Raw genomic sequence first — 20518 nt, 5'->3', positions numbered from 1 at the left:
CCGCGGCAGTTCGCGCTCAGCGGCTGAACAGACGGGACCACCAAGACGTCTTGCGCGCCCGAGGCTCCTCGGCTCGCGGTGTTGCCACAGGTGCCGGCACCACCTCCGGAAGGGGAACGGACTGGCGCCGTGCCGGCAAGACGCCGACCCCCGTACTGCCCTCGGTCGGCGCAGGCGTCCCCGAGGATGGCGCGAACGTCACCGGCAGAGCGGTCAGATGACGCGACATCAGTGACGAGACGTAGTGCAACTGCGCTTCTTTCACCGCAAGCTGAATGTCCGGAAGCCGCGTCAGCAGGGTGTCGATGCCGGTGTCGGCGATGGCCCTGCCGAGGTCCTGCCCCGGGCACTCGTGCGGACCGCCGCTGAAGGCCAGGTGCGAACGGTTGCCGTGGACCGGCTGGGACAGGTCCGGGCGGATCTCCGGGTCGACGTTGCCGGCCGCGAGGCCCAGCAGCAGCATGTCGCCCGCCTTGATCCACTGCCCGCCGAGCTCGGTGTCGCCGGTGGACCAACGGCCGAGAATCGTGGTGAACGGCGGTGCGTCCCACATGACCTGTTCCAGGGCGTCGGGCAGCGTCATATGGCCACCCGACAGGTGCGCCCGGAAACGGTGATCGGTCAGCACAACTTTCAGCGTGTTCGTGATGAGGTTGGCCGTGCTCTCGAACGCGGCGATCAGGACCAGCCGCAGATGCTCGACTGTCTCATCGGCGGTGAGCCGGGCGGGATGGTCGATCAACCAGGACGCGAAGTCATGGCCGGGGTTGCCGGTTCTGCGCTCCACGAGCTGCTGCAGCACCGTGGTGACGTAGTCGTTGCTGGCGACGGCCGTCTCCGTGCCCTTGATCATGTCACGCGCGGCGTCCACCAGCTTCGGCCCGTACGACTCGGGCATCCCGAGGACCTGCGTCATCACCAGCATCGGCAGATGCTCGGCGAACTCGGTCACGAGATCGGCCTGTCCGGCCGCGGCGAACCGGTCGATCAGCTGGTTCGCGAAGCGGGTGACATAGCGGCGGATGCCGCGCCGGTCGCACCGGGCGAGGGAGTCGGTCACCGCTCCGCGCAGCCGCCGGTGTTCCTCGCCGTCGACGAAGTGGCAGACCGGCTGCCACGCGGTCATCGGCGTGAGCGGATGGTCCGCGGGGACCTTCCCCTCCTGCATGTCACGCCAGCGGCGGGGGTCCCGGGAGAAGCGGGAGGGGGTACGCGCGACATCGAGGTTCTCCCGGTGGCCCAGGACCAGCCAGGCCGGGAGATCGCCGTGGACCAACACCGGGGCCACCGTGCCGTGTTCGGCGCGCAGCTTCTCGTACAGCCCCATCGGGTCGGCCTCGGCTTCGGGGCCGTAGAGCTGGCGCTGACCGCTGGGGCCGGAGGCGGAGCCGGTGCCGTGTGCCGGGCACTGCGGGGGCGGGGTGGGGGTGGTGCTCACGATGACTCCTTACGTCGCGGCGAGAGACTGCAGATGGCGCATCAGCGTCAGCAGGACGTCGCGGCTGGAGGAGCGCTGGCGGGCGTCACAGGTGACGATCGGGACGCTGTCGGGCAGATCCAGGGCGGCACGCAGCTCTTCGATGGGGTACGTCGGTGCCTCCGGGAAGGTGTTGATCGCCACCACGAAGGGCATGCCCTGCTCCTCCAGTCGGCCGATCACATCGAAACTCACCTCCAGCCGACGGGTGTCGACCAGCACCACCGCACCCAGCGCACCGTCGAAGAGTCCGTTCCACAGGAACCAGAAGCGCTGCTGGCCGGGGGTGCCGAAGAGGTACAGCACCAGCTCGTCGTTGAGGCTGATCCGACCGAAGTCCATCGCCACGGTGGTCGAGGTCTTGCGCTCCACGCCCACGGTGTCGTCCACGCCGACACCGGCCTGGGTCATGGTTTCCTCGGTCGTCAAGGGCCGGATCTCGCTCACCGAACCGACCAGAGTCGTCTTGCCGACCCCGAATCCGCCCACGATCACCACCTTGACCGCGGCGGTCGCCGTGGCCGGGAGCATGTCCTCGCTCCGCGGCCCCAGTGCCGTGTCAGAGCCGCTGTAGTCCATGGATCACCGCCTCGATCAGCGAACGTTCGGGGAGTTCGGCCTGGGCCACCGGCGGGCGCGCCAGCACGCGGTCCTCGGCCAGCAGGTCACTGAGCAGGACGGTGACCACGCTGACCGGCAGGGTGAGATACGCGGAGATCTCGGCCACGGAGAGCGGGGAGTGGCACAGCTGCACGATGGCGGCGTGCTCGGGCTGCATACCCGGCTTCGGCCCCGACTTGGACACGATCAGCGTGACCAGGTCGAGTGCCGCGCTCTCGCATGAGCCGCTGCGTCCGCCCGTGATCACATAGAGCCGCTCCGGGCTCCCCTCCTCCCATGTCACCGCTCGTGCTTCGCCCTCTCCTTCGCTCATGCGGACTGCCCGTCGTGGCGCGGCGGGCTGCTCAGATGCTCACCGATACGGGCCACCAGGTCCCGCATCCGCTGCCCCATCAGTCCGGCATCCACTCCCTCGTCGGCAAGCACCGCCAAGTACGCCCCTGCGCCCGCCGCCATCAGGTAGAAGAAGCCGACGTCCAGCTCGATCACGACCATGCGCATCCGCCCGTCGCTGTGCGGGAACTCCGCGGAGACCGCTGCCGCGAGGCTCTGCAGACCGGCGCAGGCCGCTGCCAGCCGGTCCGCGGAGTCCGTGTCGGCTCCGTACTGGGCCATGCGCAAACCGTCGGAGGACAGCACCACCACGTGACGGGTCTGCGGAACGCTCTCCGCCAGGTCCTTGAGCATCCAGTCCATATCGGCCCGGTGCTGAATCATGACCTCACACTCTCTTCCGACGACTCGTCACTCTTCGGTCGGTCAGCCCCGGCGGCCTCGCTCTCGCCGGACAGACCGCTCTGGAACGCGGCCAGCCACATACCGGGCTGCTGCGCGGCCTGGGCACCCTCCTGCTCCGGGGCGCGCGGCGCCGGAACGGAAGCGGTGGTGGACGCGGTGGTCGGGGCGCCCCGGGTCCTGCGGCGTCGCTGCGGCAGACCGCTGGCGGTCCGTTCGGTCACGACCGGGGCCTCTTCCTCCGATGCCGGCGCGGGTGCAGGTGCTGACGCGGACGCAGGTGCCGGTACGGACGCAGGTGCCGGTACGGACGCGGGTGCGGATACGGGTCCGGGTACGGGTACGGCTGGCGGGGCGGCGTCCGCCGACGGCACGGAGCCCGTGACGGGACGAGGCGCCGCGGCCGACGCAGGGCCCGGGGACGCGCCGATGCCGTGCGCCTTGGCCGTCGTGGGGACCGTAGTGATCAGTTCCTGTGGCACGGCCAGCACGGCGCGGACGCCGCCGTACGCCGAAGGCCGCAACGAGACCTGGAAGTTGTACGCCTGCGCCAGCCGACCGACCACGGCCAGCCCCAGTCGTGGCGTCTCGCCCAGGTCGTTCAGGTCGATTCCCTCCTGGGCCTGCCGCAGCATCCGCTCAGCCCGCTTCCGGGCCTCCTCGCTCATGCCGACGCCACCGTCCTCGATCTCGATGGCGATGCCCGACTGCACCTCGACCGCGGTCAAGTGCACCCGGGTCTGCGGCGGCGAGTAGCGGGTGGCGTTGTCCAGCAGCTCGGCCAGTGCATGGATCAGCGGCTCCACCGCAGGGCCGACGACGGCGACCTCCGAGACGGAGTGCGGCTCCACCCGCTGGTAGTCGATGATCCGCGACATGGCGCCGCGCAACACGCTGAACAGAGGGACCGCCTTGCTCCACTGGCGGCCGGGCCGGGCGCCGCCGAGCACCGCGATGCTGTCGGCGAGCCGGCCGATCAGTGCCGCGCCGTGGTCCAGGCGCAGCAGGTCGCCGAAGACCTCCGGCGACTGTCCGTGCCGGTCTTCCATCTGCCGTAGTTCCTGGGCCTGGCGGTGCACGATGGCCTGGACGCGCCTGGAGATGTTCACGAAGGCGCGCTGCGCGGACTCGCGCATGTTCTCCTCGGCGACCACGGCCTCCAGCACCGAACGCAGCACTGCCTGGTGGGCAGCCCGGAACTCGGGGGTGAGCCGCGATTCGTACGTGGACACCGACGCGAGCACGTCCTCGGGGAAGTGACCTTGCCGGAGCCGGTACACGACCTCGGGGAGCAGCACGTCGGCGAGCCGTACGGTCTCGGCCTCCTGCTGAGCCAGAGCGGCCTCCCGCGCCGCGCAGCGCTCGCGCAGCACGGCGAGGGCGCGGCCCCGACGTGCCGTCTCGGCCGCGAGGACGGCCACCGCCAGGGTCGCCGCGGCGCCGATCCAGGCGACCGGCACCCGGGCCTGGGAGGGGACCAGTGCCGCGGTGACGATCGCAGCCGCCGCCGTCACAGCAGAAGGCAGTATCCATACAGCAACCGAGGCAGAACGCGATCCCCCGGCTGACGACCGCTCTCGAACCATCAGCACCCTCAAACCGTCGAAACATCATTGGGATGACAAACGGGACACAACGCCGGACGACAGGCCGTCACAGAGGTCACCTGCGGTAACTGCCGTAATACGTTGAACCCGAAGCAGCATAACCAGATGTGATCGAGTGTCGGCGTGGGGGTTCGCCCACCTCCACGGTGGGCTCCCCGAAGCTTCAGGACCTCGTAACCCGGACGACGCACGCGGTCGGCGGACCTTGGCGCCTGCGGCGGGCTCTCCCCTGACCCGCCCTGCGGCGGCCGGGGGTGGCGGCACGCGCGGCGCTCCCGCCGCGTCGGCCCACGGCGGGAGCGCCGTACAACGCGTTCGGGGCCGGGTGCCCCGCGAGCGGCGCACCCGGCCCCGAACGACGAACTACGCGGCTGTCACGGCCGCTTACTGCTCCTCAGCCACCGAAGTAGCTGTCGAAGTTCTTCGAGAACTCCCAGTTGCTGTAGCGGTCCCAGTTGATGGACCAGGTCATCAGCCCACGCATCGCGGGCCAGGTCCCGTGTGTCTGGTAGGAGCCGCAGTTGGTGCCCTTGGTCAGACAGTCCAGCGCCTTGTTGACCTCGGCGGGCCCGATGTGGCCGTTGCCCGCGTTCTGCGAGGCGGGCAGGCCGATCGCGACCTGGTCGGGGCGCAGCGGCGCGAAGACCTTGGACTGGTCGCCGGCGACCGGGAAGCCGGTCAGGAGCATGTCCTGCATCGCGATGGGGAAGTCGGCGCTGCCCATGGTGTGGTGCTGATTGTCCAGACCCAAGATCGGGCCCGAGTTGTAGTTCTGCACGTGGAGCAGGGTCAGGGCGTCGCGCATCGCGTGGATGACCGGGAGGTACACGCCGCAGCGCGAGTCCTGGCCGCCGTGCGGTCCCGAGCCGTAGTACTGGTAGCCGAGCTGCACGAAGAAGGTCTCGGGCGCCATGGTCAGGACGAACTTCTCGCCGTACTTCGCCTTCAGGGACTTCAGCGCCGAGATCAGGTTGACGACGACCGGGGTCGTCGGGTTCCTGAAGTCGGTGTCGCCCGTGTTCAGCGACAGCGAGTGCCCCTCGAAGTCGATGTCGAGACCGTCGAGTCCGTACTCATCGATGATCTTGCTCACCGAGGAGACGAAGGCGTCGCGTGCGGCGGTGCTGGACAGCTGGACCTGTCCGTTCTGGCCTCCGATGGAGATCAGCACCTTCTTGCCGGCCGCCTGCTTGGCCTTGATCGCCGCCTTGAAGTCCGCTTCGGACTCCACGTTCGGGCACTCCGACTGCGGGCAGAGCTTGAAGCGGATGTCGCCCGAGGATACGGAGGTCGGCTCACCGAAGGCCAGGTTGATGATGTCCCAGGAAGCGGGCACGTCGGCCATGCGCGTGTAGCCGGAGCCGTTGGCGAAGCTGGCGTGGAGATAGCCGACAAGGGCGTGCGTCGGAAGATCCCCGCTGCCTCCTCCGCCGCCGGTGGTCGTCGCGGTGACGGACTCCGACTTGGCGGACTCGCCGTTCGCATTGGTGGCGGTGACTTGGAAGGTGTACGAGGTGGCGGATGCGAGCCCGGTGACGGTGGCCGACGTGCCCGTGACGGCACGGACCTTGGCCCCGTTCTGGTAGATGTTGTAGCCGGTGGCGCCGCTGACCTGGTCCCAGCTCAGATCGACGGTGCTCGAGGTGACCGTACCGGCGGTGAGGCCGCCGGGCACGGCAGGCGGCTGGGATTCACCGGGGTCGCCGCCGGGGCCGGTCAACGAGATGTCGTCCGCGTAATAGGCGGCGGTGCCGTACCAGCCGTGGTGGTAGATGGTCACCGAGGTGGTGTTGGAGCCCGTCTTGAAGGTCGTCGACAACTGCTGCCAGCTGCTCGCCGAGGGGGTCCACGTCGACACATCGGTGGTCCCGGTGCCGCTCGCGCCCAGATAGACATAACTGCCCTGGACCCAACTGCTCAGCGTGTACTGGGAGTCGGGTTTCACGGTGACGGTCTGCGAACACTTGGCGTTGTCATTGCCCGCGGGGGTCGCCTTCAGCGCGGAGGTGCCGCTGTGCACCGGGCTGGCGACGGTCGAACCGCTGTCGGCCGTGCAGGTCCAGCTGTCGAGGCCGGTTTCGAAACCGCCGTTGCGGGCGAGCTCGACGTCGGCGGCTTGGGCCGGGTGCCCCGCGGCGGCGAGCCCGCTGCCGAGGAGGACCGCGGCGCAGAGCGAGGCCAGCAGTCGGGAGCGTGTTCTTCGGCGAGGCACTGCCGGAAGTCTGGTTCGGTCCACGGCTTCCTCCGGGGAGGTGGGGAATGGGTGGTGAAGCCTGGCCAGAATTTGGTCCAGACCAATCCCGTTGTCAAGACATCCGGCATTGACTCGACCTGGACTCTCGCGAATGGCTGGGGCATCGCCTCGCCGCCTCAAGGCGCTCAGCGCACGCCGCGGCGCGTCCACCGCGCGTTCATGGCCGTCCCCCGGCGGTGATCCCGATCAGTACCAGATGGCGACAGGAGGTCCGGTGCTCGTCGTCTCCGGTGGATCGGGAAGTGTCCCGGCTGTGCCCAGCGCGATGCGCCGGGCGGTCCAGGCCGCCGCGGCGGCGTCCAGCAGGTCGTCGGAGGGAACCCGGCCGGCCGCGCCGAGATCGTCGGGCAGCGTGATGCCCTGGTCGCCCAGGAGGCGTCGGCGCAAGGACTGTCCGTTCCAGCTCTTCTTGCCCCAGGCCACGGGCGTGCCGTCGTTCATGGTGGCGAAGGAGACCTCGGGGTGGACTTCGTGGAGGCGGTGGTCGCCGCCGTCGCGGCGTTCGTTGGCCTCGCGCAGTTTCGCCGCGAGCCCCCAGGACTGGCGGCTCAGCCCGGAGCCGGTGAGCTGACGGCTGCGCAGATTCGCGGCAGCGTAGTCGGGTTCTTGCCAGACCGCCCGCGGTGGCACCGGGAAGACCCGGGAACGGTGGGGTGCCAGCATGGCCACCGCCAGGACGTCGGCGCGGCGCCGCCCCGTCTCCAGGAGCCCCAGCGGCATGTCGATCCCCACCAGGACCGCGGTCGGCACGTCGGCCAGAAGCTCGGTCAGACCTGACGCCACGTGTGCGTCGGCGAACCTGCCGTCCTCCAGGGTCACGCCGACCCATCCGGTCGGGCAGGCGTCCACTCCCACAACGTTCATGTCCTCATCCCTGAGAAAAGACGGAAAGCAGGATGCATCACACCCGTCAGTGACACCCGTTGGTCACACCCGGAAGACAAGGAAGCCGGCCGCGACCGACCCCGCCACCGCACCGCCGTAACAGAACAGACCGATGGCGCGGCGCAGTCGTGCGAGGCGCAGACCGTCGTACAGGGTGTAGCGGAAACGATGGGCCCAGTGAAACAGCCACAGGACGCACAGCGCGAACAGGATCGCCTTGGTGAGGGGGTGGCGCAGCACCGCGAGCAGATGGGCGTGGTCGGGGAACGACAGCCATCCCAGGGGGAAGGCGATGCCGAACAGGAACAGCAGGACGGGGACGAGCAGAGCGGCCGCCAGGCCACCGGCGCTGAACAGCAGCCAGAGCAAGGGTTCCGGGGACTTCCTGGCCATGGCACTACCCACCCAGGATCAGCCACGCCACGGCCGCCGACAGCAGCGCCCACAGCACGTAGTGCGCTGCCAGGACCGGACCGGGCCGGACGCGTCGTCCGCGCACATGGAGGACGATGGCTCGCGGCGCGACGTTGAACCAGGTGACGGCGTGCAGAAGGACGAAGAGCAGGCCGATCGCGTTGAGCAGCACCACCCACCAGTTGGCGCTCCAGTCCTGGAACCGCTCGTACTCCGCGCCGCCCTCGCCGATCGCCTCGACCAACAGCAGCAGGAACACCACGAACCAGGCGACGAAGACGGCGCTGAGCTCGCGTAGCACGAAGAGCAGATACGACGGACGCTGCAGCCACCAGAAGGTCGAGACCGGCTTCCGGTACGGCGCCGTACGGGGTGGCGGGGACGGTGTCCGGCTCATCGCGCCCCCCGCGGCCAGAGGAGCTCTTTGAGCGATTGCGTGGCCGCCGTGAGCTTGTAGCGCTGGATCGCGCCCGCCGGGTCGACGTCCTTCGGGCAGGCCGTGCTGCACTCGCCGACGAGGGTGCAGGCCCAGACCCCCTCGGCGGCGGAGAGGACATCCCGCCGGTCCGCGGCTCCCTCGTCACGTGAGTCGAGGTTGTAGCGCTGGGCCAGCGCGATGGCCGCCGGGCCGACGAACTCGGGGTCGAGCGCGTAGACCGGGCAGGCCGCGTAGCACAGCATGCAGTTGATGCACATGCTGTACTGCCGGTACTCGTCCATCTCGGCCGGTGTCTGCAGGTACTCCCCCTCCTCCAGCGGCTGTTCCTCCTCGCGCACGATCCAGGGCTTGACCTGCGGCAGCTTGTTCATGAAGTCGCCGATGTCGACGACCAGATCGCGGATCACCGGGAAGTTCTCCAGCGGTTCCACCCGGACCGGGCCGGGCGCGGAGTCGGTCAGGAAGGCGGAGCAGGTCAATTGGGGATCGCCGTTGACGGTCATCCCGCAGCTGCCGCAGATGCCCATGCGGCAGGACCAGCGGTAGGAGAGCGTTCCGTCCAGATGGTCCTTGATGTAGTTGAGGCCGTCGAGCACCGTCCACTCCTTGCGCAGCGGGACCTCGTACGACTGCCAGGACGGTGTGGTCTCCTCTTCCGGCCGGTACCGTGCGACCTGCAGGGTGATGCGGTCTGCCACGGCGATCACCTCCCGTACACCCGTTCCCCGGGCGACCAGCGCGTGACGGTCACCGGTCGGTACTCGACCTGGAGGGTGCCGTCGGGCTCACGGCGGATCAGCGAGTGGGCCAGGAACCGCTGGTCGTTCCTCGCGGGGAAGTCGGTGCGTTGATGCGCGCCCCGCGACTCCTCGCGCCGCAGTGCGCAGTGCACGACGGTCTCGGCCACGTCCAGCATGAAGGACAGTTCGAGCAGGGCGACCACATCGGTGTTGAACGTCCGGCTGTGATCGTCCATCGCCACCAGGCCGAAGCGCTCGCGGAGTTCGAGCAGCGTGTCCGCCGCCTTCGCCAAGGAGACGCCGTCGCGGTAGATCCCCGCGCCGTTCTCCATGACGTCCTGCATCTCCGCGCGGATGTCGGCGATGTGCTCCCGTCCTCCTGCGGCGTGTCGTGCGAGTTCCCGCTCCAGCCGCCGCTGCTCGTCTCGGCCCTGCGCCAGCACGGCGGCGCTGGGGGCGGTGGCCGGTGAGGCGCCGGCGAACCGGGCGGCGGCCCGGCCAGCGCGGGCACCGAAGACCAGGCACTCCGGGAGGGAGTTGGAACCCAGCCGGTTGGCGCCGTTGATACTGACGCACGCGGCCTCACCGGCGGCGTACAGGCCGGCGAGTCCCGTGGCGCCGTCGATGTCGGTGTCGACCCCGCCCATCATGTAGTGGACCACCGGACGTACCGGGATGAGCTCCCGGACCGGGTCGATGTTCTGGTAACGCAGGCACAGTTCCCGGACGAAGGGGAGCTTGCCGTCGATGACCTCAGCACCCAGGTGCCGCAGGTCCAGGTTGACCACCGGCCCGTGCGGTGTGTCGATGGTCCTGCCCTGGTCGAGCTCGTGCACGAAGGCCTGCGACAGCCGGTCACGTGGTCCCAGCTCCATACTGCGCAGCACCGGCTTGGGGTCGGGTGTGCCGAGGTCGTAGTCCTGCAGGTAGCGGTAGCCGTCCTTGTTGAGCAGCCAGCCGCCCTCGGCGCGTGCGGCCTCCGTGATCAGGATTCCGGTGAAGGGCAGGCCGGTGGGGTGGTACTGGACGAACTCCATGTCCTTCAGCGGGGCGCCGGCCCGGTGGGCCAGCGCCATTCCGTCGCCGGTCTTGATGGTGGCGTTGGTGGTGAAGGGGTAGATCCGGCCGCACCCGCCCGTGCAGACGATGACGGCGCTCGCGGCGATGGTCTCCACCCGGCCGGTGGCCAGCTCGATCGCCACCACGCCGCGCACCCGCCCGTCGTCGATCAGCAGTGAGCTGACGAACCACTCGTCGTACCGCACGACGTCCGGGTAGGACAGCGCGGTCTGGAACAGCGTGTGCAGCAGGTGAAAGCCGGTCTTGTCGGCGGCGAACCAGGTACGCCGCTTCTTCATGCCGCCGAAGGCCCGCACCGCGATGTGCCCGTCGGGCTGCCGGCTCCACGGACAGCCCCAGTGCTCCAGCCGGAGGAGCTCGCCCGGAGCCTCGGCGACGAAGGCCTCGACGGCGTCCTGGTCGCACAGCCAGTCCCCGCCGGAGACGGTGTCGTGGGCGTGCTCGTCGAGACTGTCGTCGGCACCGACGACGGCGGCGGCTCCGCCCTCGGCGGAGACCGTGTGACTGCGCATCGGATAGACCTTGGAGATGATCGCCACGCTGAGCCGCGGGTCGGTTTCCGCGACCGCGACGGCGGCACGCAGTCCCGCGCCCCCGCCGCCTATCACCACGACGTCGTGACTGGGGGTACTCCCCCTGGCTTTGCCGGGGGCACCCCCACCCAGGCGAAGCTCTGGAGGAGCGGTCATGGCTGGCACCACCTCGGTGTCCGCTGCCGTCAGGCCTCGTGCTCCGCGCTGTGCTCGTCCTGCAGGACCTTCCCGTCGTGGCGGACGATCCTGACCCGGACGCTGCCGTCGTGGAACTCGTGGCGGGCCTGGTGGCAGCCGCACGCGTACGTCACCTTGTCGATGACCAGGCCCGCGGCGTCGTCCTCCTGGTACCGGAACCCGTCGACGACCCGGCCACAGGGGGCTCGCACATCGGTGAAGTGAGCGGTGTCGCCGACCATCGCCCACCTCCTCGACGACGTGGGCTCTCCATCACGGCGCGTGGCCACACGTGCACCATCGGCATCGACAGCCTCGGGATCACGCCCATAGCGAGCGTAACGCCGGGGGCACGCTCCCGCAGGCCGAGGCCCGGCGGCTGGTCGCCGGGCCTCTCCCCGCGAGCATCGTGGGCCTACAGGAAGTTCACGCCCTGGGCGAGGGGCAGGTCGTCGGAGTAGTTCACGGTGTTCGTGGCACGGCGCATATAGGCGCGCCAGGCGTCCGAGCCGGATTCACGGCCTCCGCCGGTCTCCTTCTCCCCGCCGAACGCCCCGCCGATCTCGGCACCGGACGTGCCGATGTTGACATTGGCGATACCGCAGTCGGAGCCGTCGGGGGCCAGGAAGCGCTCGGCCTCGCGCTGGTCCCGAGTGAAGATGCTGGAGGACAGGCCCTGCGGGACACCGTTGTGCAGCGCGAGGGCATCCTCGAAGCTGCGGTAGGTGAGCACGTAGAGGATGGGGGCGAACGTCTCTTCGCGGACGATGTCGGTCTGTGCGGGCATGCGGACGACCGCCGGCCGCACGTAGGCGGCTTCCGAGGCCTCCTCCTGGAGCCGGCGTTCGCCACCCGACAGCACCTTGCCGCCGTCGGCCTGGGCCGCCTCGATCGCCCGGGACATCGCCGTGTGGGCCGACGTGTGGACGAGGGGGCCGACGAGCGTGTCCGCCGCGAAGGGGTTGCCCACGGTCAGCTGGTCGTAGGCATGAACGATCTTCTCCAGGAGGCGGTCCGCGACGTCCTCGTGGACGATCAGCCGGCGGAGGGTGGTGCAGCGCTGGCCGGCCGTACCGGCGGCGGCGAAGACGATGCCGCGTACCGCGAGGTCGAGGTCGGCCGAGGGGGTCACGATCGCGGCGTTGTTGCCGCCGAGTTCCAGGAGACAGCGACCGAAACGCGCCGCCACACGGGGTCCGACCGCCCGCCCCATGCGGACCGATCCGGTGGCGCTGACGAGCGCCACCCGCGCGTCGTCGACCAGGCGCTCACCGGTCTCCCGGTGACCGAGGACCAGCCGGTGCACATCGGTCGGCGCGCCGACGTCGGCAGCCGCACGCGTGAGGAGTGCGTCGCAGGCGAGCGCGGTGAGCGGGGTCAGTTCCGAGGGCTTCCAGACGACGGCGTCCCCGCAGACCAGCGCTACGGCGGTGTTCCAGGCCCATACGGCGACGGGGAAGTTGAAGGCGGAGATGACACCGACGACCCCCAGCGGGTGCCAGGTCTCCGAGAGGCGGTGGCCGGGACGCTCCGAGGCCATCGTGCGCCCGTAGAGCTGACGCGAGAGCCCGACGCCGTAGTCGCAGATGTCGATCATCTCCTGCACTTCGCCGAGTGCCTCGGAGCGGATCTTGCCCACCTCAAGGGTGACCAGGTCGGCCAGGTCCTGCTGATGCTCGATGAGGAGTTCGCCGAGCCGCTTGACGAGCGCACCGCGCTGGGGCGCGGGAACGGTGCGCCACTCCTGGAAGGCCGCGTGCGCGGCGCCGATGGCCTCGTCGACCTGCTCGCGGTCCGAGGAGGGGAGGTGGAAGAGCGTGCCGCCGGTGAGGGGGGTGCGGGAGACGAGGTCACCGCCGTCGGCGGTCGGTTCCACGCCACAGCGCCGCAGGCTCTCCACGGCGCGGGCACGCAGGGAGTCGGTGTCGGGGAGACGGCTGCTGATCTCGGTCACGGGAGCTCCTCTGGTCATCGCGTACACCTCTGACCCTATCCGTCCACTGATCCACCTCCAGGCTGCCATGTGCGCCCCTCGCCGCGGCCAACCGCAGCGCACGGGTTCGGAAACGGCGGCGGCTGCACGGCGGGGCCGGGGTCGCTGCGGCAGCGGTACGGGCGCGATACTGATCGTCGGCGCCCAGCAGTCGGCAGATGCCCAGCAGTCGGCAGACCTTCAGGAGTCGAGATGAGCGAACCGGGCCAGGTCGTCGAGGAGCACTTCCGGTCGGCGGTGGCGCGGTCCACGCCCGTGGGGCGGCGGCCCGCCGAGGCGCCGATCCTGCCCGGCAGCCCGTTCACCGGCGCGCAGTGCCTGGAGCTCTTCGATGCCCAGGCGGGGAGCAGACACCTGGACCTGGCGGCACGGCGGCTGGGCAAGAGCGGACGCGGCTACTACAGCATCGGTTCGTCCGGGCATGAGGGGAACGCCGCCGTGGCGGCGGCCCTGCGGCCCACCGATCCGGCCCTGCTGCACTACCGGTCCGGCGCGTTCTTCCTGCACCGGGCACGGCAGGCCGACCAGTCGCGGCCGCCGCGCGACGCGCTGCGCGACGGCATGCGCGATGTCCTGCGCGGCATCGTCGCCGCCGCCACGGAACCGATCTCCGGCGGCCGGCACAAGGTGTACGGCAGCAAGGCCGCGGCGGTCATCCCGCAGACGTCGACCATCGCATCGCACCTGCCGCGCGCCGTGGGGCTGGCCTTCGGCATCCCGCGCGCGGCGGCGCTCGGGGTGAGCGGCGGATGGCCGGCCGACGCCGTCGTGCTGTGCGGCATGGGTGACGCCTCGGCCAACCACTCCACGGCCGCCGGTGCCATCAACGCCGCGCTGCACTGCGCCTACCAACGCGTGCCGATGCCGGTCCTGTTCGTCTGCGAGGACAACGGCATCGGCATCAGCGTGCCCACGCCCGGGGGATGGATCGAGCACGCCTACGGCCACCGGCCCGGGCTGCGCTACTTCGCCGCGGACGGCTGCGAGCTGCTCGACTCGCTGACGGTGTCGGCCGAAGCCGTGCGATGGGTCCGGACCCATCGGGCGCCGGCGTTCCTGCACCTGCGCATGGTCCGGCTGATGGGTCACGCCGGTTCCGATGTCGAGTCCGCCTACCGCGGTCAGGCGGAGATCACCGCCGACCTGAGTCGTGACCCGGTCCTCGCCACCGCCCGGTTGCTGATCTCCTCCGGCGTGGCCGCACCGGAGGAGATCCTGGACCGCTACGACCGCATCGGCCGGGAGGTGGCCGCGCTCGCCGAGGAGGTGTGCGGGGAGCCGAAGCTCGGCACTGCCACCGAGATCGCGGCCCCGCTGGCGCCCTCGGAGCCGCACCGGGTCCGGGCCGACGCGGCGAGGGCGGTCGATCCCGAGCTCCGCCGCCGCCGTTTCGCCGGCCAACTGCCGGATCGAGCAGGTCCGCTGACACTGGCTCAAGGCATCAACCGAACGCTCGCCGACCTGCTGTGCCGCGATCAGGACGTGCTGGTGTTCGGTGAGGACGTCGCGCGCAAGGGCGGTGTCTACGGGGTCACCAAGGGGCTGCGGAGAATGTTCGGCGGGCGCAGGGTGTTCGACACGCTGCTGGATGAACAGAGCGTCCTGGGCACCGCGTTGGGCGCCGCACTGGCCGGTTTCGTACCCGTACCGGAGATCCAGTACCTTGCCTATCTCCACAACGCCGCGGACCAGATCCGCGGCGAGGCGGCGACGCTGTCGTTCTTCTCAGCCGGCCAGTACCGCAACCCGATGGTGGTGCGCATCGCCGGCTACGCCTACCAGAAGGGATTCGGGGGCCACTTCCACAACGACAACTCCGTCGCCGCGCTGCGCGACATCCCGGGTCTGGTGATCGCTTCACCGGCCCGCGCCGACGACGCCGCGGCGATGCTGCGCACTTGCGTGTCGGCCGCTCGCGTGGACGGCCGGGTGTGCGCGTTCCTGGAGCCCATCGCGCTGTACCACACCCGGGACCTCCACTCCCCCGGCGACGGCGGCTGGCTGGCCGGGTACCCCGAGCCGGAGCAGTGGGCGGAGAGCCATGTGCCGCTGGGGCGCGCCCGCACCTACGGCGAGGGAACCGACCTGACACTGGTCGGCTTCGCCAACGGAGTTCCGATGAGCCTGCGGGTCGCCGGCCGCCTCGCCCGACGCGGCGTCCACGCACGGGTGCTGGACCTGCGGTGGCTCGCCCCCCTTCCCGTCGAGGACCTCCTGCGTGCGGCGCGAGCCACCGGCCGCGTGCTGGTGGTCGACGAGACCCGCCGCAGCGGAGGGGTCTCCGAGGCGGTGTGCACCGCGCTCGTCGACGCCGGCTACGACGGCGGGCTCGCCCGGGTCACCAGCGAGGACAGCTTCATTCCGCTGGGCGCCGCCGCCGAAGCCGTGTTGCTGAGTGAGGACCAGATCTACGCGGAGGCCGAAAAGCTCCTTGCCTCGGGACGTCCGTGACGAGCCGCTTGTTTCCTCCTCATGCCCGGAAAAAGGGGCAGTCGGCGCGCGGGACCGAGGGCGGCTTGACCCTCGACTGACCGCTTGACGGTGCTCGTCACCTCGAGGACGCAGATCGCCGCGTCGCCTCTACCATGACTCACCTCACTCCAACAACCCCTCTTTTTTTCCATCGTGGCTGGTTATCATCGGGCCTCCACAGGTACACACTGCAGCCGGACCGACCATCCGCCGCTCGCCTCGGGCGGAATGTCGGGCCGGCTGTTGTTTTGCCCCGCACCCATTCGCTCACCGAGGACTGATGACTCCCACAGAACCCGAAGGCCAAGACGAGCCGACGAGACGTCGACCACGGCGTGTGGTGCGCCTGCGCACCTTGCTCATCTGGCTGGCGGTGGTGCCCACCGTGGCGATGGGCACCCAGGTCGTCGTCACCGCGGACCGGTTGCTGGAGCAGTCGGCGCACCTGCGGGCCGACGTGGCGCAGGGCGAGCGGACCGGCATACCCCTGTACCGACTCATGGTCGAAATGCAGGAAGAGCGCTCGCTGACCGCCGCCCGGTGGGCAGGCTCGTCCGTATCCCGGTCCCAACTGCGCAATCAGCGCGAGGCCACGGACCGGGCAGAAGAAGCGTTCCGCCGGTCGATCGATGGCGGTCCGGCGCATTCGGAGGGGGCGAACCGCTACCTCCTCGAAGTCACGAACCGGCTCGACGATCTTGACTCCCAGCGGGACCGCGCGGAGGCCCAGATGGGCACCGTGGACCAGGTCATCGGCTACTTCACCGGCGTGATCAGCCAAATGATCTACGTCTATCAGGAGTTCGGCTCCATGGACGACGCCGAGCTCACGCGGGAGAGCCAGCCGGTGGTGGCGCTGTTCTCGGCGGCGGAGATGCTGGCGCGCGAAGACACGATGCTCGCGTCGGCCGGCCCGTCCAAAGAGCTGACCTCCTACCGGTTCGCCGACTTCTCCAACGCCGTCGGGTCGCACCGATACCTCTACAGCACGTGGATCGTCCCCTATCTGCCCGACGAGGACAGGAAGGCTTACGAGCGGATCGTCGCCTCGGACGCGTGGCGCACCAAGGACCGTGTCGAGAACGCGGTCATGTCCCACCACGAGGACCGGGACACCGGCATCGCGCTGCCGCGGGACGTCAGCAGCTGGCCGGCTGCGCAGGACAGATTCTCCGAGGAGTTGGCGGCCCTCAACGTCGACCGGGCACGGGGCGTACTCGCGCACGCCGACGCGAAGGCCGGAGAGCTCGAGGCCGAGGTCGCCTGGCTGATCGCGGGAAGCATCGCCGCACTCCTGGCCGCGGGAGCCGTCGTCGTGTTCACCACGCGCTCGGTCCTCCGCCGGATGCACCGACTGCACGAACGCACGGTCACCGTCGCCGAGGAGACTCTGCCGGACGTCGTGGCCCGCCTGCAGCGCGGGCAGCGCGTCGAGGACGACGTGCTGCCGAAGCCCCGCGGGGATCAGGACGAGGTCGGACGCATCAGCGACGCGTTCGCCCGGGTCGTCGCCGTATCCGTCGAGGGGCACCGGCAGCTCGCCGACGAGCGGCACGGCTTCGGAATGTTCGCGACCGGCATCGCCTCCCGCACCGGAAACCTGGTCAGCCGCCAGCTGAGCCTCACCGAGGACCTTCAGGACACCTTCGGCCACGACGAGACGCTCCTCGCCCAGCTGATGAGATCCGACCAGCTGACGGTGGGCATGCGGCGGCAGATCGAGAACCTGCTCGTCCTGGCGGGCGGTGAGATCCCCGATCCGCACACCGAGCCCATGCGCGCGGCCGATCTGCTGCGCGAGGCCGCCTCGGAGGTCGAGGACTTCCGGCGGATCGAGCGGCAGGCGCTGGACGAGATCAGCGTGGAGCCGCGGGCGATCAGCCAGATCAGCCACCTCCTGGCGGAGCTGCTGGACAACGCCGCGCGGTTCTCGCCGCCGACGTCCAAGGTGGTCATCCGGTCCGAGCTGGTGACCGACGGGCTGTCGGTGGAGATCGAGGACCGCGGTCCCCGGGTGGCCCCCGAGCGCTACGAGGAGATGAACGGGCGGCTGCACTCGGCCCCGCCGTACTCGGTGCTGGCACAGAACGCCCACCGGCTCGGCCTCTTCGTGGTCGGCCACCTCGCCGACCGGCTGGGGGTCCGCGTCACCTTGCGCCGCTCGGCGTTCGGCGGGACATCAGCCGTCGTGGTCATTCCCCGGGACCACCTGGTGGAGACCGAGCGGACACCGGCGCCCGAGTCGCTACCGGCCGCCCCGGCACCGCGGCCGGTCGACGCACGCAAGCCCGAGCTCGTTCTGCATGTGCACTCCGGTCCCGCGGCCGATCCCCTTCCCCCTCGGCCCGAGCCGCCGCGTCGTGCGGAGAGCCCTCCGGCGCAAGCGGTTCGGACCCTGGAGCGGGACCCCGCCGCCGTGCCGGCCCTCCCCGAGCGCGTGCCGCAGACCCACATGGTCGAGCAACTCCGCCAGCCGCGCGCACCCGAACCGGCAGGCCAAGACGTCGCGACGCCCGAAGAGGTGGCCGACGCCTGGGCGGACTACGAGCACAGCACCCGGACCGTGGAAGAAGAGCTCCGACAGGATCAGCCATGACGACGAGCCCGAACGACGTGATCTACAGCATCCTGGACAACAACCTGAGCAGGATCGCCGGAATCGAAGGAGCCGTGCTCCTGTCCAACGACGGGATCAGGCTCAGTGCCTATCTGCTGGAACGGGACCAGGCGGAGCGGATAGCCGCGGCGTCCTCTGGCATCGCGGCCACGATGAAGGCGATATCCAGGGACATCGACGGCGGGCGGGTGATCCGCCAGCTGGTGGAGCTGGACGACAAGTATCTCTGCATCGTCGGGTGCGGGGAGGGCAGCACGCTGATCGTCGTGACCTCCCGCAAGGCACGGCTCGGGGAGTTGGGCGGCGAGACGGTACGGGCCGCGCAGGCGCTCGGTGAGTGGCTGGGCACCCCCCACCGCGCACAGATGCCCGGGTCGTAATGGACGGCGGTCCGCAGCATCGAAGGCGCCGCCACACGCGGCTGTACGCCCTGACCGACGGTCGTACCGCCGTCCCCGGCGCCGCCTTGACCATGGACACGATGATCACAGCTGTGGTCGGCGCGGATGCGCCCAGTGGCCTGCCCACGGAGTGGCAGGCCATCCTCGCCCTCTGCCGACCGCCGAACGGGCTGGCGGTCGCCGAGATCGCCGCCCGGATGCGGATGCGTCTCACCCCGATGACGGTCCTCCTCGGCGAACTCGCGGACCGCGGCCTGATCCACCACCGGCCGCCACTGCAGGCGGCCGAGACTGCCAATATCCATCTCCTCACACGAATCAGGGACAGCCTTGCCCGAATATGACACCGCTGCCCAGGGCGAATCCCCGGTCAAGATCCTGATCGCGGGGGGATTCGGCGTCGGAAAGACGACCCTGGTCGAAGCGATCTCCGAGATCGAACCACTGCGCACCGAGGAAAGGCTGACGTCCGCGGGCGTCGGCGTGGACGACCTCGACGGCATCGAGGCCAAGGCGGCGACCACCGTCGCGATGGATTTCGGTCGGATCACCCTCGCCGACGCAGGGGTCGTCCTCTATCTGTTCGGCACACCGGGCCAGGAGCGTTTCTGGTTCATGTGGGAGGCCCTGCTGCGCGGGGCTCTCGGGGCGATCGTCCTGGTCGACACCCGGCGCCTGGATCGCAGCTTCGCTGCGGTCGACTTCTTCGAGAGCCGCGAGCTGCCGTTCGTCGTCGGCGCGAACTGTTTCAACGGCGAGCAGCCGTACACCACCGACGAGATCAGGTCGGCTTTGCATCTCAGCGACCCGAACACGCCCATCCTCATGCTCGACGCCCGTTCGCGCGAGGACGTCCGCGGCGCTCTGATCTCGCTCGTGGACCTGCTCGTCACCAATGCGCGGACCGCAACTCCCGTCTGACGAGGTGCACGGCCCCCGCAGTCGATCCGGGCGGCGCGTACGGCTTCCCGGCAACCCGCATGGGCGCCTCCTTGCCGCGAGCGGCCAGCGGACATTCCATACAGTGCATGGCATGGTGCACACACCCCAGAACGAGTCCGAGCGGCCGCTGGTCGCAGTCGCCTCCCTCGGCGGCACCATTGCGATGACGACTAGCGGCGAGGGCCCGGGCGTTCGTCCGAAGCTCGCCGCCGAGGACCTCCTCGGCGGGCTGACCGAGCAGCTGAACCTCGAGGTGCGCGCCGCGACCCTGGCCACCGTCCCGGGTGCCTCCGTCGGCTTCGACACGCTCGGCCGGTGCTACGACTGGGCCGCCGGGCAGGTGGCGGCAGGCGCAGCCGGAGTGGTCGTCGTGCAGGGCACGGACACCCTGGAGGAAGCCGGCTACTTCTTCGAGACCGTATGGCCGTATCAGGAACCGGTGGTCGTCACCGGTGCCATGCGTCATCCCGGCGCGCCCGGTGCGGACGGACCGGCCAACCTCGTCGCCGCACTGACCGTCGCGGCGGCTCCGGCGAGCCGCGCCCGCGGCTGCATGCTGGCGATGGGCGACGAAGTACATCTGGCGCGATGGGTGCGAAAGGCGAACTCCAGCCGTCCGGATGCCTTTTCCTCCGCCCCCGCGGGCCCGATCGGCGCCGTCGTCGAGGGTGCGGTGCACTTCTTCCACCCGGCGGGCATCCGTCCCCCCGCGATCGAGCTGCCCCTCGGCGCATCCGATGCCGCCGCTGCTGCGGACGTCCCGATGCTGGAGGCCACGTTGGACGGCTCCGGGCAGCTGCTCGACGCCGCCGTGGCGGCCGGTGCGCCGGGTGTGGTGATCGCTGCCTGCGGCGTCGGACATGTCTCCGAAGCCATGGCCGACGCCATCGAGCGGGCACTGCCTCACGTCCCTGTCGTGGTGGCCTCCCGCACCGGTTCCGGCACGACCTTCCGCCGGACCTACGGGTTCCGCGGCTCGGAGGCCGACCTCGTGGCGATGGGGGTGACGATGGCCGGGTGGCTGTGTCCCCGCAAGGCCCGGATCCTGCTGCGGACGCTGCTCGCCGCAGGTGCGGAGCGGAGCCGGACCGAGGAAGAGTTCCGCCGTCGCGGCGATCTCGGTTAGGCGAC

Annotated in this window: 19 protein-coding genes; 6 read left to right on the top strand and 13 right to left on the bottom strand. The window is 70.1% G+C overall.

Annotated elements, in window-relative coordinates; all coding sequences use genetic code 11:
* Positions 1 to 16: 16 nt before the first annotated feature.
* The 13 genes from ACTWQI_RS19625 to amaB all read right to left on the bottom strand — a co-directional run bounded on the left by ACTWQI_RS19625 (position 17) and on the right by amaB (position 12934).
* Complete coding sequence (locus tag ACTWQI_RS19625) at positions 17 to 1438, bottom strand: cytochrome P450 (RefSeq protein WP_443272140.1); 1422 nt, start codon at positions 1436 to 1438, stop codon at positions 17 to 19.
* A gap of 9 nt (positions 1439 to 1447) precedes the next feature.
* Positions 1448 to 2056, bottom strand: a complete 609-nt coding sequence (locus ACTWQI_RS19620; protein ID WP_443272138.1) for a GTP-binding protein — start codon at positions 2054 to 2056, stop codon at positions 1448 to 1450.
* Positions 2037 to 2411: a DUF742 domain-containing protein gene (locus tag ACTWQI_RS19615; RefSeq protein ID WP_443272136.1), complete on the bottom strand. Its 375-nt coding sequence runs from the start codon at positions 2409 to 2411 to the stop codon at positions 2037 to 2039. Before ACTWQI_RS19615 ends, ACTWQI_RS19620 begins: the two co-directional genes overlap by 20 nt.
* Positions 2408 to 2815, bottom strand: a complete 408-nt coding sequence (locus ACTWQI_RS19610) for a roadblock/LC7 domain-containing protein (protein ID WP_443272135.1) — start codon at positions 2813 to 2815, stop codon at positions 2408 to 2410. Before ACTWQI_RS19610 ends, ACTWQI_RS19615 begins: the two co-directional genes overlap by 4 nt.
* Positions 2812 to 4419 carry a sensor histidine kinase gene (locus ACTWQI_RS19605; RefSeq protein WP_443272198.1) on the bottom strand — a complete coding sequence of 536 codons (1608 nt, stop codon included), beginning with the start codon at positions 4417 to 4419 and terminating at the stop codon, positions 2812 to 2814. The genes ACTWQI_RS19610 and ACTWQI_RS19605 overlap by 4 nt, the downstream gene beginning before the upstream one ends.
* Before the next feature lie 415 nt (positions 4420 to 4834).
* Entirely contained in the window at positions 4835 to 6652 is a 1818-nt protein-coding gene (locus ACTWQI_RS19600) for a chitinase (RefSeq protein ID WP_443272134.1), read from the bottom strand.
* Between the two features lie 228 nt (positions 6653 to 6880).
* A complete protein-coding gene (locus ACTWQI_RS19595; RefSeq protein ID WP_443272132.1) occupies positions 6881 to 7558 on the bottom strand; it encodes a DUF429 domain-containing protein in 678 nt (225 codons plus the stop codon).
* A gap of 63 nt (positions 7559 to 7621) precedes the next feature.
* The gene (gene frdD / locus ACTWQI_RS19590) at positions 7622 to 7972 is read right to left on the bottom strand and encodes a fumarate reductase subunit FrdD (RefSeq protein ID WP_443272131.1); all 351 of its coding nucleotides are present in this window, start codon (positions 7970 to 7972) and stop codon (positions 7622 to 7624) included.
* 4 nt (positions 7973 to 7976) lie between these two features.
* Positions 7977 to 8390, bottom strand: a complete 414-nt coding sequence (locus ACTWQI_RS19585) for a hypothetical protein (RefSeq protein WP_443272129.1) — start codon at positions 8388 to 8390, stop codon at positions 7977 to 7979.
* A complete protein-coding gene (locus ACTWQI_RS19580) occupies positions 8387 to 9130 on the bottom strand; it encodes a succinate dehydrogenase/fumarate reductase iron-sulfur subunit (protein WP_443272127.1) in 744 nt (247 codons plus the stop codon). The genes ACTWQI_RS19585 and ACTWQI_RS19580 overlap by 4 nt, the downstream gene beginning before the upstream one ends.
* 5 nt (positions 9131 to 9135) lie before the next feature.
* Positions 9136 to 10941 carry a fumarate reductase (quinol) flavoprotein subunit gene (frdA, locus tag ACTWQI_RS19575; RefSeq protein ID WP_443272125.1) on the bottom strand — a complete coding sequence of 602 codons (1806 nt, stop codon included), beginning with the start codon at positions 10939 to 10941 and terminating at the stop codon, positions 9136 to 9138.
* A 29-nt stretch (positions 10942 to 10970) separates the two neighbouring features.
* Complete coding sequence (locus ACTWQI_RS19570; RefSeq protein ID WP_443272123.1) at positions 10971 to 11204, bottom strand: hypothetical protein; 234 nt, start codon at positions 11202 to 11204, stop codon at positions 10971 to 10973.
* A 173-nt stretch (positions 11205 to 11377) separates the two neighbouring features.
* Positions 11378 to 12934: an L-piperidine-6-carboxylate dehydrogenase gene (gene amaB, locus ACTWQI_RS19565; RefSeq protein ID WP_443272122.1), complete on the bottom strand. Its 1557-nt coding sequence runs from the start codon at positions 12932 to 12934 to the stop codon at positions 11378 to 11380.
* Between the two features lie 213 nt (positions 12935 to 13147).
* Here amaB and ACTWQI_RS19560 point away from each other — a divergent pair, with 213 nt between their 5' ends.
* From ACTWQI_RS19560 to ACTWQI_RS19535, 6 genes are all read left to right on the top strand, one after another.
* On the top strand, positions 13148 to 15406 hold the full coding sequence (locus ACTWQI_RS19560; protein ID WP_443272121.1) for a thiamine pyrophosphate-dependent enzyme: 2259 nt from the start codon (positions 13148 to 13150) through the stop codon (positions 15404 to 15406).
* A gap of 361 nt (positions 15407 to 15767) precedes the next feature.
* Entirely contained in the window at positions 15768 to 18023 is a 2256-nt protein-coding gene (locus ACTWQI_RS19555) for a nitrate- and nitrite sensing domain-containing protein (protein ID WP_443272119.1), read from the top strand.
* Complete coding sequence (locus ACTWQI_RS19550) at positions 18020 to 18424, top strand: roadblock/LC7 domain-containing protein (RefSeq protein WP_443272117.1); 405 nt, start codon at positions 18020 to 18022, stop codon at positions 18422 to 18424. Before ACTWQI_RS19555 ends, ACTWQI_RS19550 begins: the two co-directional genes overlap by 4 nt.
* Complete coding sequence (locus tag ACTWQI_RS19545; protein ID WP_443272115.1) at positions 18424 to 18789, top strand: DUF742 domain-containing protein; 366 nt, start codon at positions 18424 to 18426, stop codon at positions 18787 to 18789. The genes ACTWQI_RS19550 and ACTWQI_RS19545 overlap by 1 nt, the downstream gene beginning before the upstream one ends.
* Positions 18776 to 19366 carry a GTP-binding protein gene (locus tag ACTWQI_RS19540; RefSeq protein WP_443272113.1) on the top strand — a complete coding sequence of 197 codons (591 nt, stop codon included), beginning with the start codon at positions 18776 to 18778 and terminating at the stop codon, positions 19364 to 19366. Before ACTWQI_RS19545 ends, ACTWQI_RS19540 begins: the two co-directional genes overlap by 14 nt.
* A 112-nt stretch (positions 19367 to 19478) precedes the next feature.
* Positions 19479 to 20513 (top strand): asparaginase domain-containing protein, encoded by a 1035-nt coding sequence (locus ACTWQI_RS19535; RefSeq protein ID WP_443272111.1) that lies wholly within the window; start codon positions 19479 to 19481, stop codon positions 20511 to 20513.
* Positions 20514 to 20518: the final 5 nt, after the last annotated feature.

Source organism: Streptomyces sp. KR80 (assembly GCF_052245555.1).
In the GTDB taxonomy this organism is placed as follows: Bacteria; Actinomycetota; Actinomycetes; order Streptomycetales; family Streptomycetaceae; genus Streptomyces.
This window is presented reverse-complemented; position numbering and strand designations above follow the sequence as displayed.

Coding starts and splice junctions, on each gene's coding strand:
- ACTWQI_RS19620 (WP_443272138.1), bottom strand. CDS start 2,056: ATGGACTACAGCGGCTCTGACACGGCACTGGGGCCGCGGAGCGAGGAC.
- ACTWQI_RS19615 (WP_443272136.1), bottom strand. CDS start 2,411: ATGAGCGAAGGAGAGGGCGAAGCACGAGCGGTGACATGGGAGGAGGGG.
- ACTWQI_RS19610 (WP_443272135.1), bottom strand. CDS start 2,815: ATGATTCAGCACCGGGCCGATATGGACTGGATGCTCAAGGACCTGGCG.
- ACTWQI_RS19605 (WP_443272198.1), bottom strand. CDS start 4,419: ATGGTTCGAGAGCGGTCGTCAGCCGGGGGATCGCGTTCTGCCTCGGTT.
- ACTWQI_RS19595 (WP_443272132.1), bottom strand. CDS start 7,558: ATGAACGTTGTGGGAGTGGACGCCTGCCCGACCGGATGGGTCGGCGTG.
- frdD (WP_443272131.1), bottom strand. CDS start 7,972: ATGGCCAGGAAGTCCCCGGAACCCTTGCTCTGGCTGCTGTTCAGCGCC.
- ACTWQI_RS19585 (WP_443272129.1), bottom strand. CDS start 8,390: ATGAGCCGGACACCGTCCCCGCCACCCCGTACGGCGCCGTACCGGAAG.
- frdA (WP_443272125.1), bottom strand. CDS start 10,941: ATGACCGCTCCTCCAGAGCTTCGCCTGGGTGGGGGTGCCCCCGGCAAA.
- ACTWQI_RS19570 (WP_443272123.1), bottom strand. CDS start 11,204: ATGGTCGGCGACACCGCTCACTTCACCGATGTGCGAGCCCCCTGTGGC.
- amaB (WP_443272122.1), bottom strand. CDS start 12,934: ATGACCAGAGGAGCTCCCGTGACCGAGATCAGCAGCCGTCTCCCCGAC.
- ACTWQI_RS19560 (WP_443272121.1), top strand. CDS start 13,148: ATGAGCGAACCGGGCCAGGTCGTCGAGGAGCACTTCCGGTCGGCGGTG.
- ACTWQI_RS19550 (WP_443272117.1), top strand. CDS start 18,020: ATGACGACGAGCCCGAACGACGTGATCTACAGCATCCTGGACAACAAC.
- ACTWQI_RS19545 (WP_443272115.1), top strand. CDS start 18,424: ATGGACGGCGGTCCGCAGCATCGAAGGCGCCGCCACACGCGGCTGTAC.
- ACTWQI_RS19535 (WP_443272111.1), top strand. CDS start 19,479: ATGGTGCACACACCCCAGAACGAGTCCGAGCGGCCGCTGGTCGCAGTC.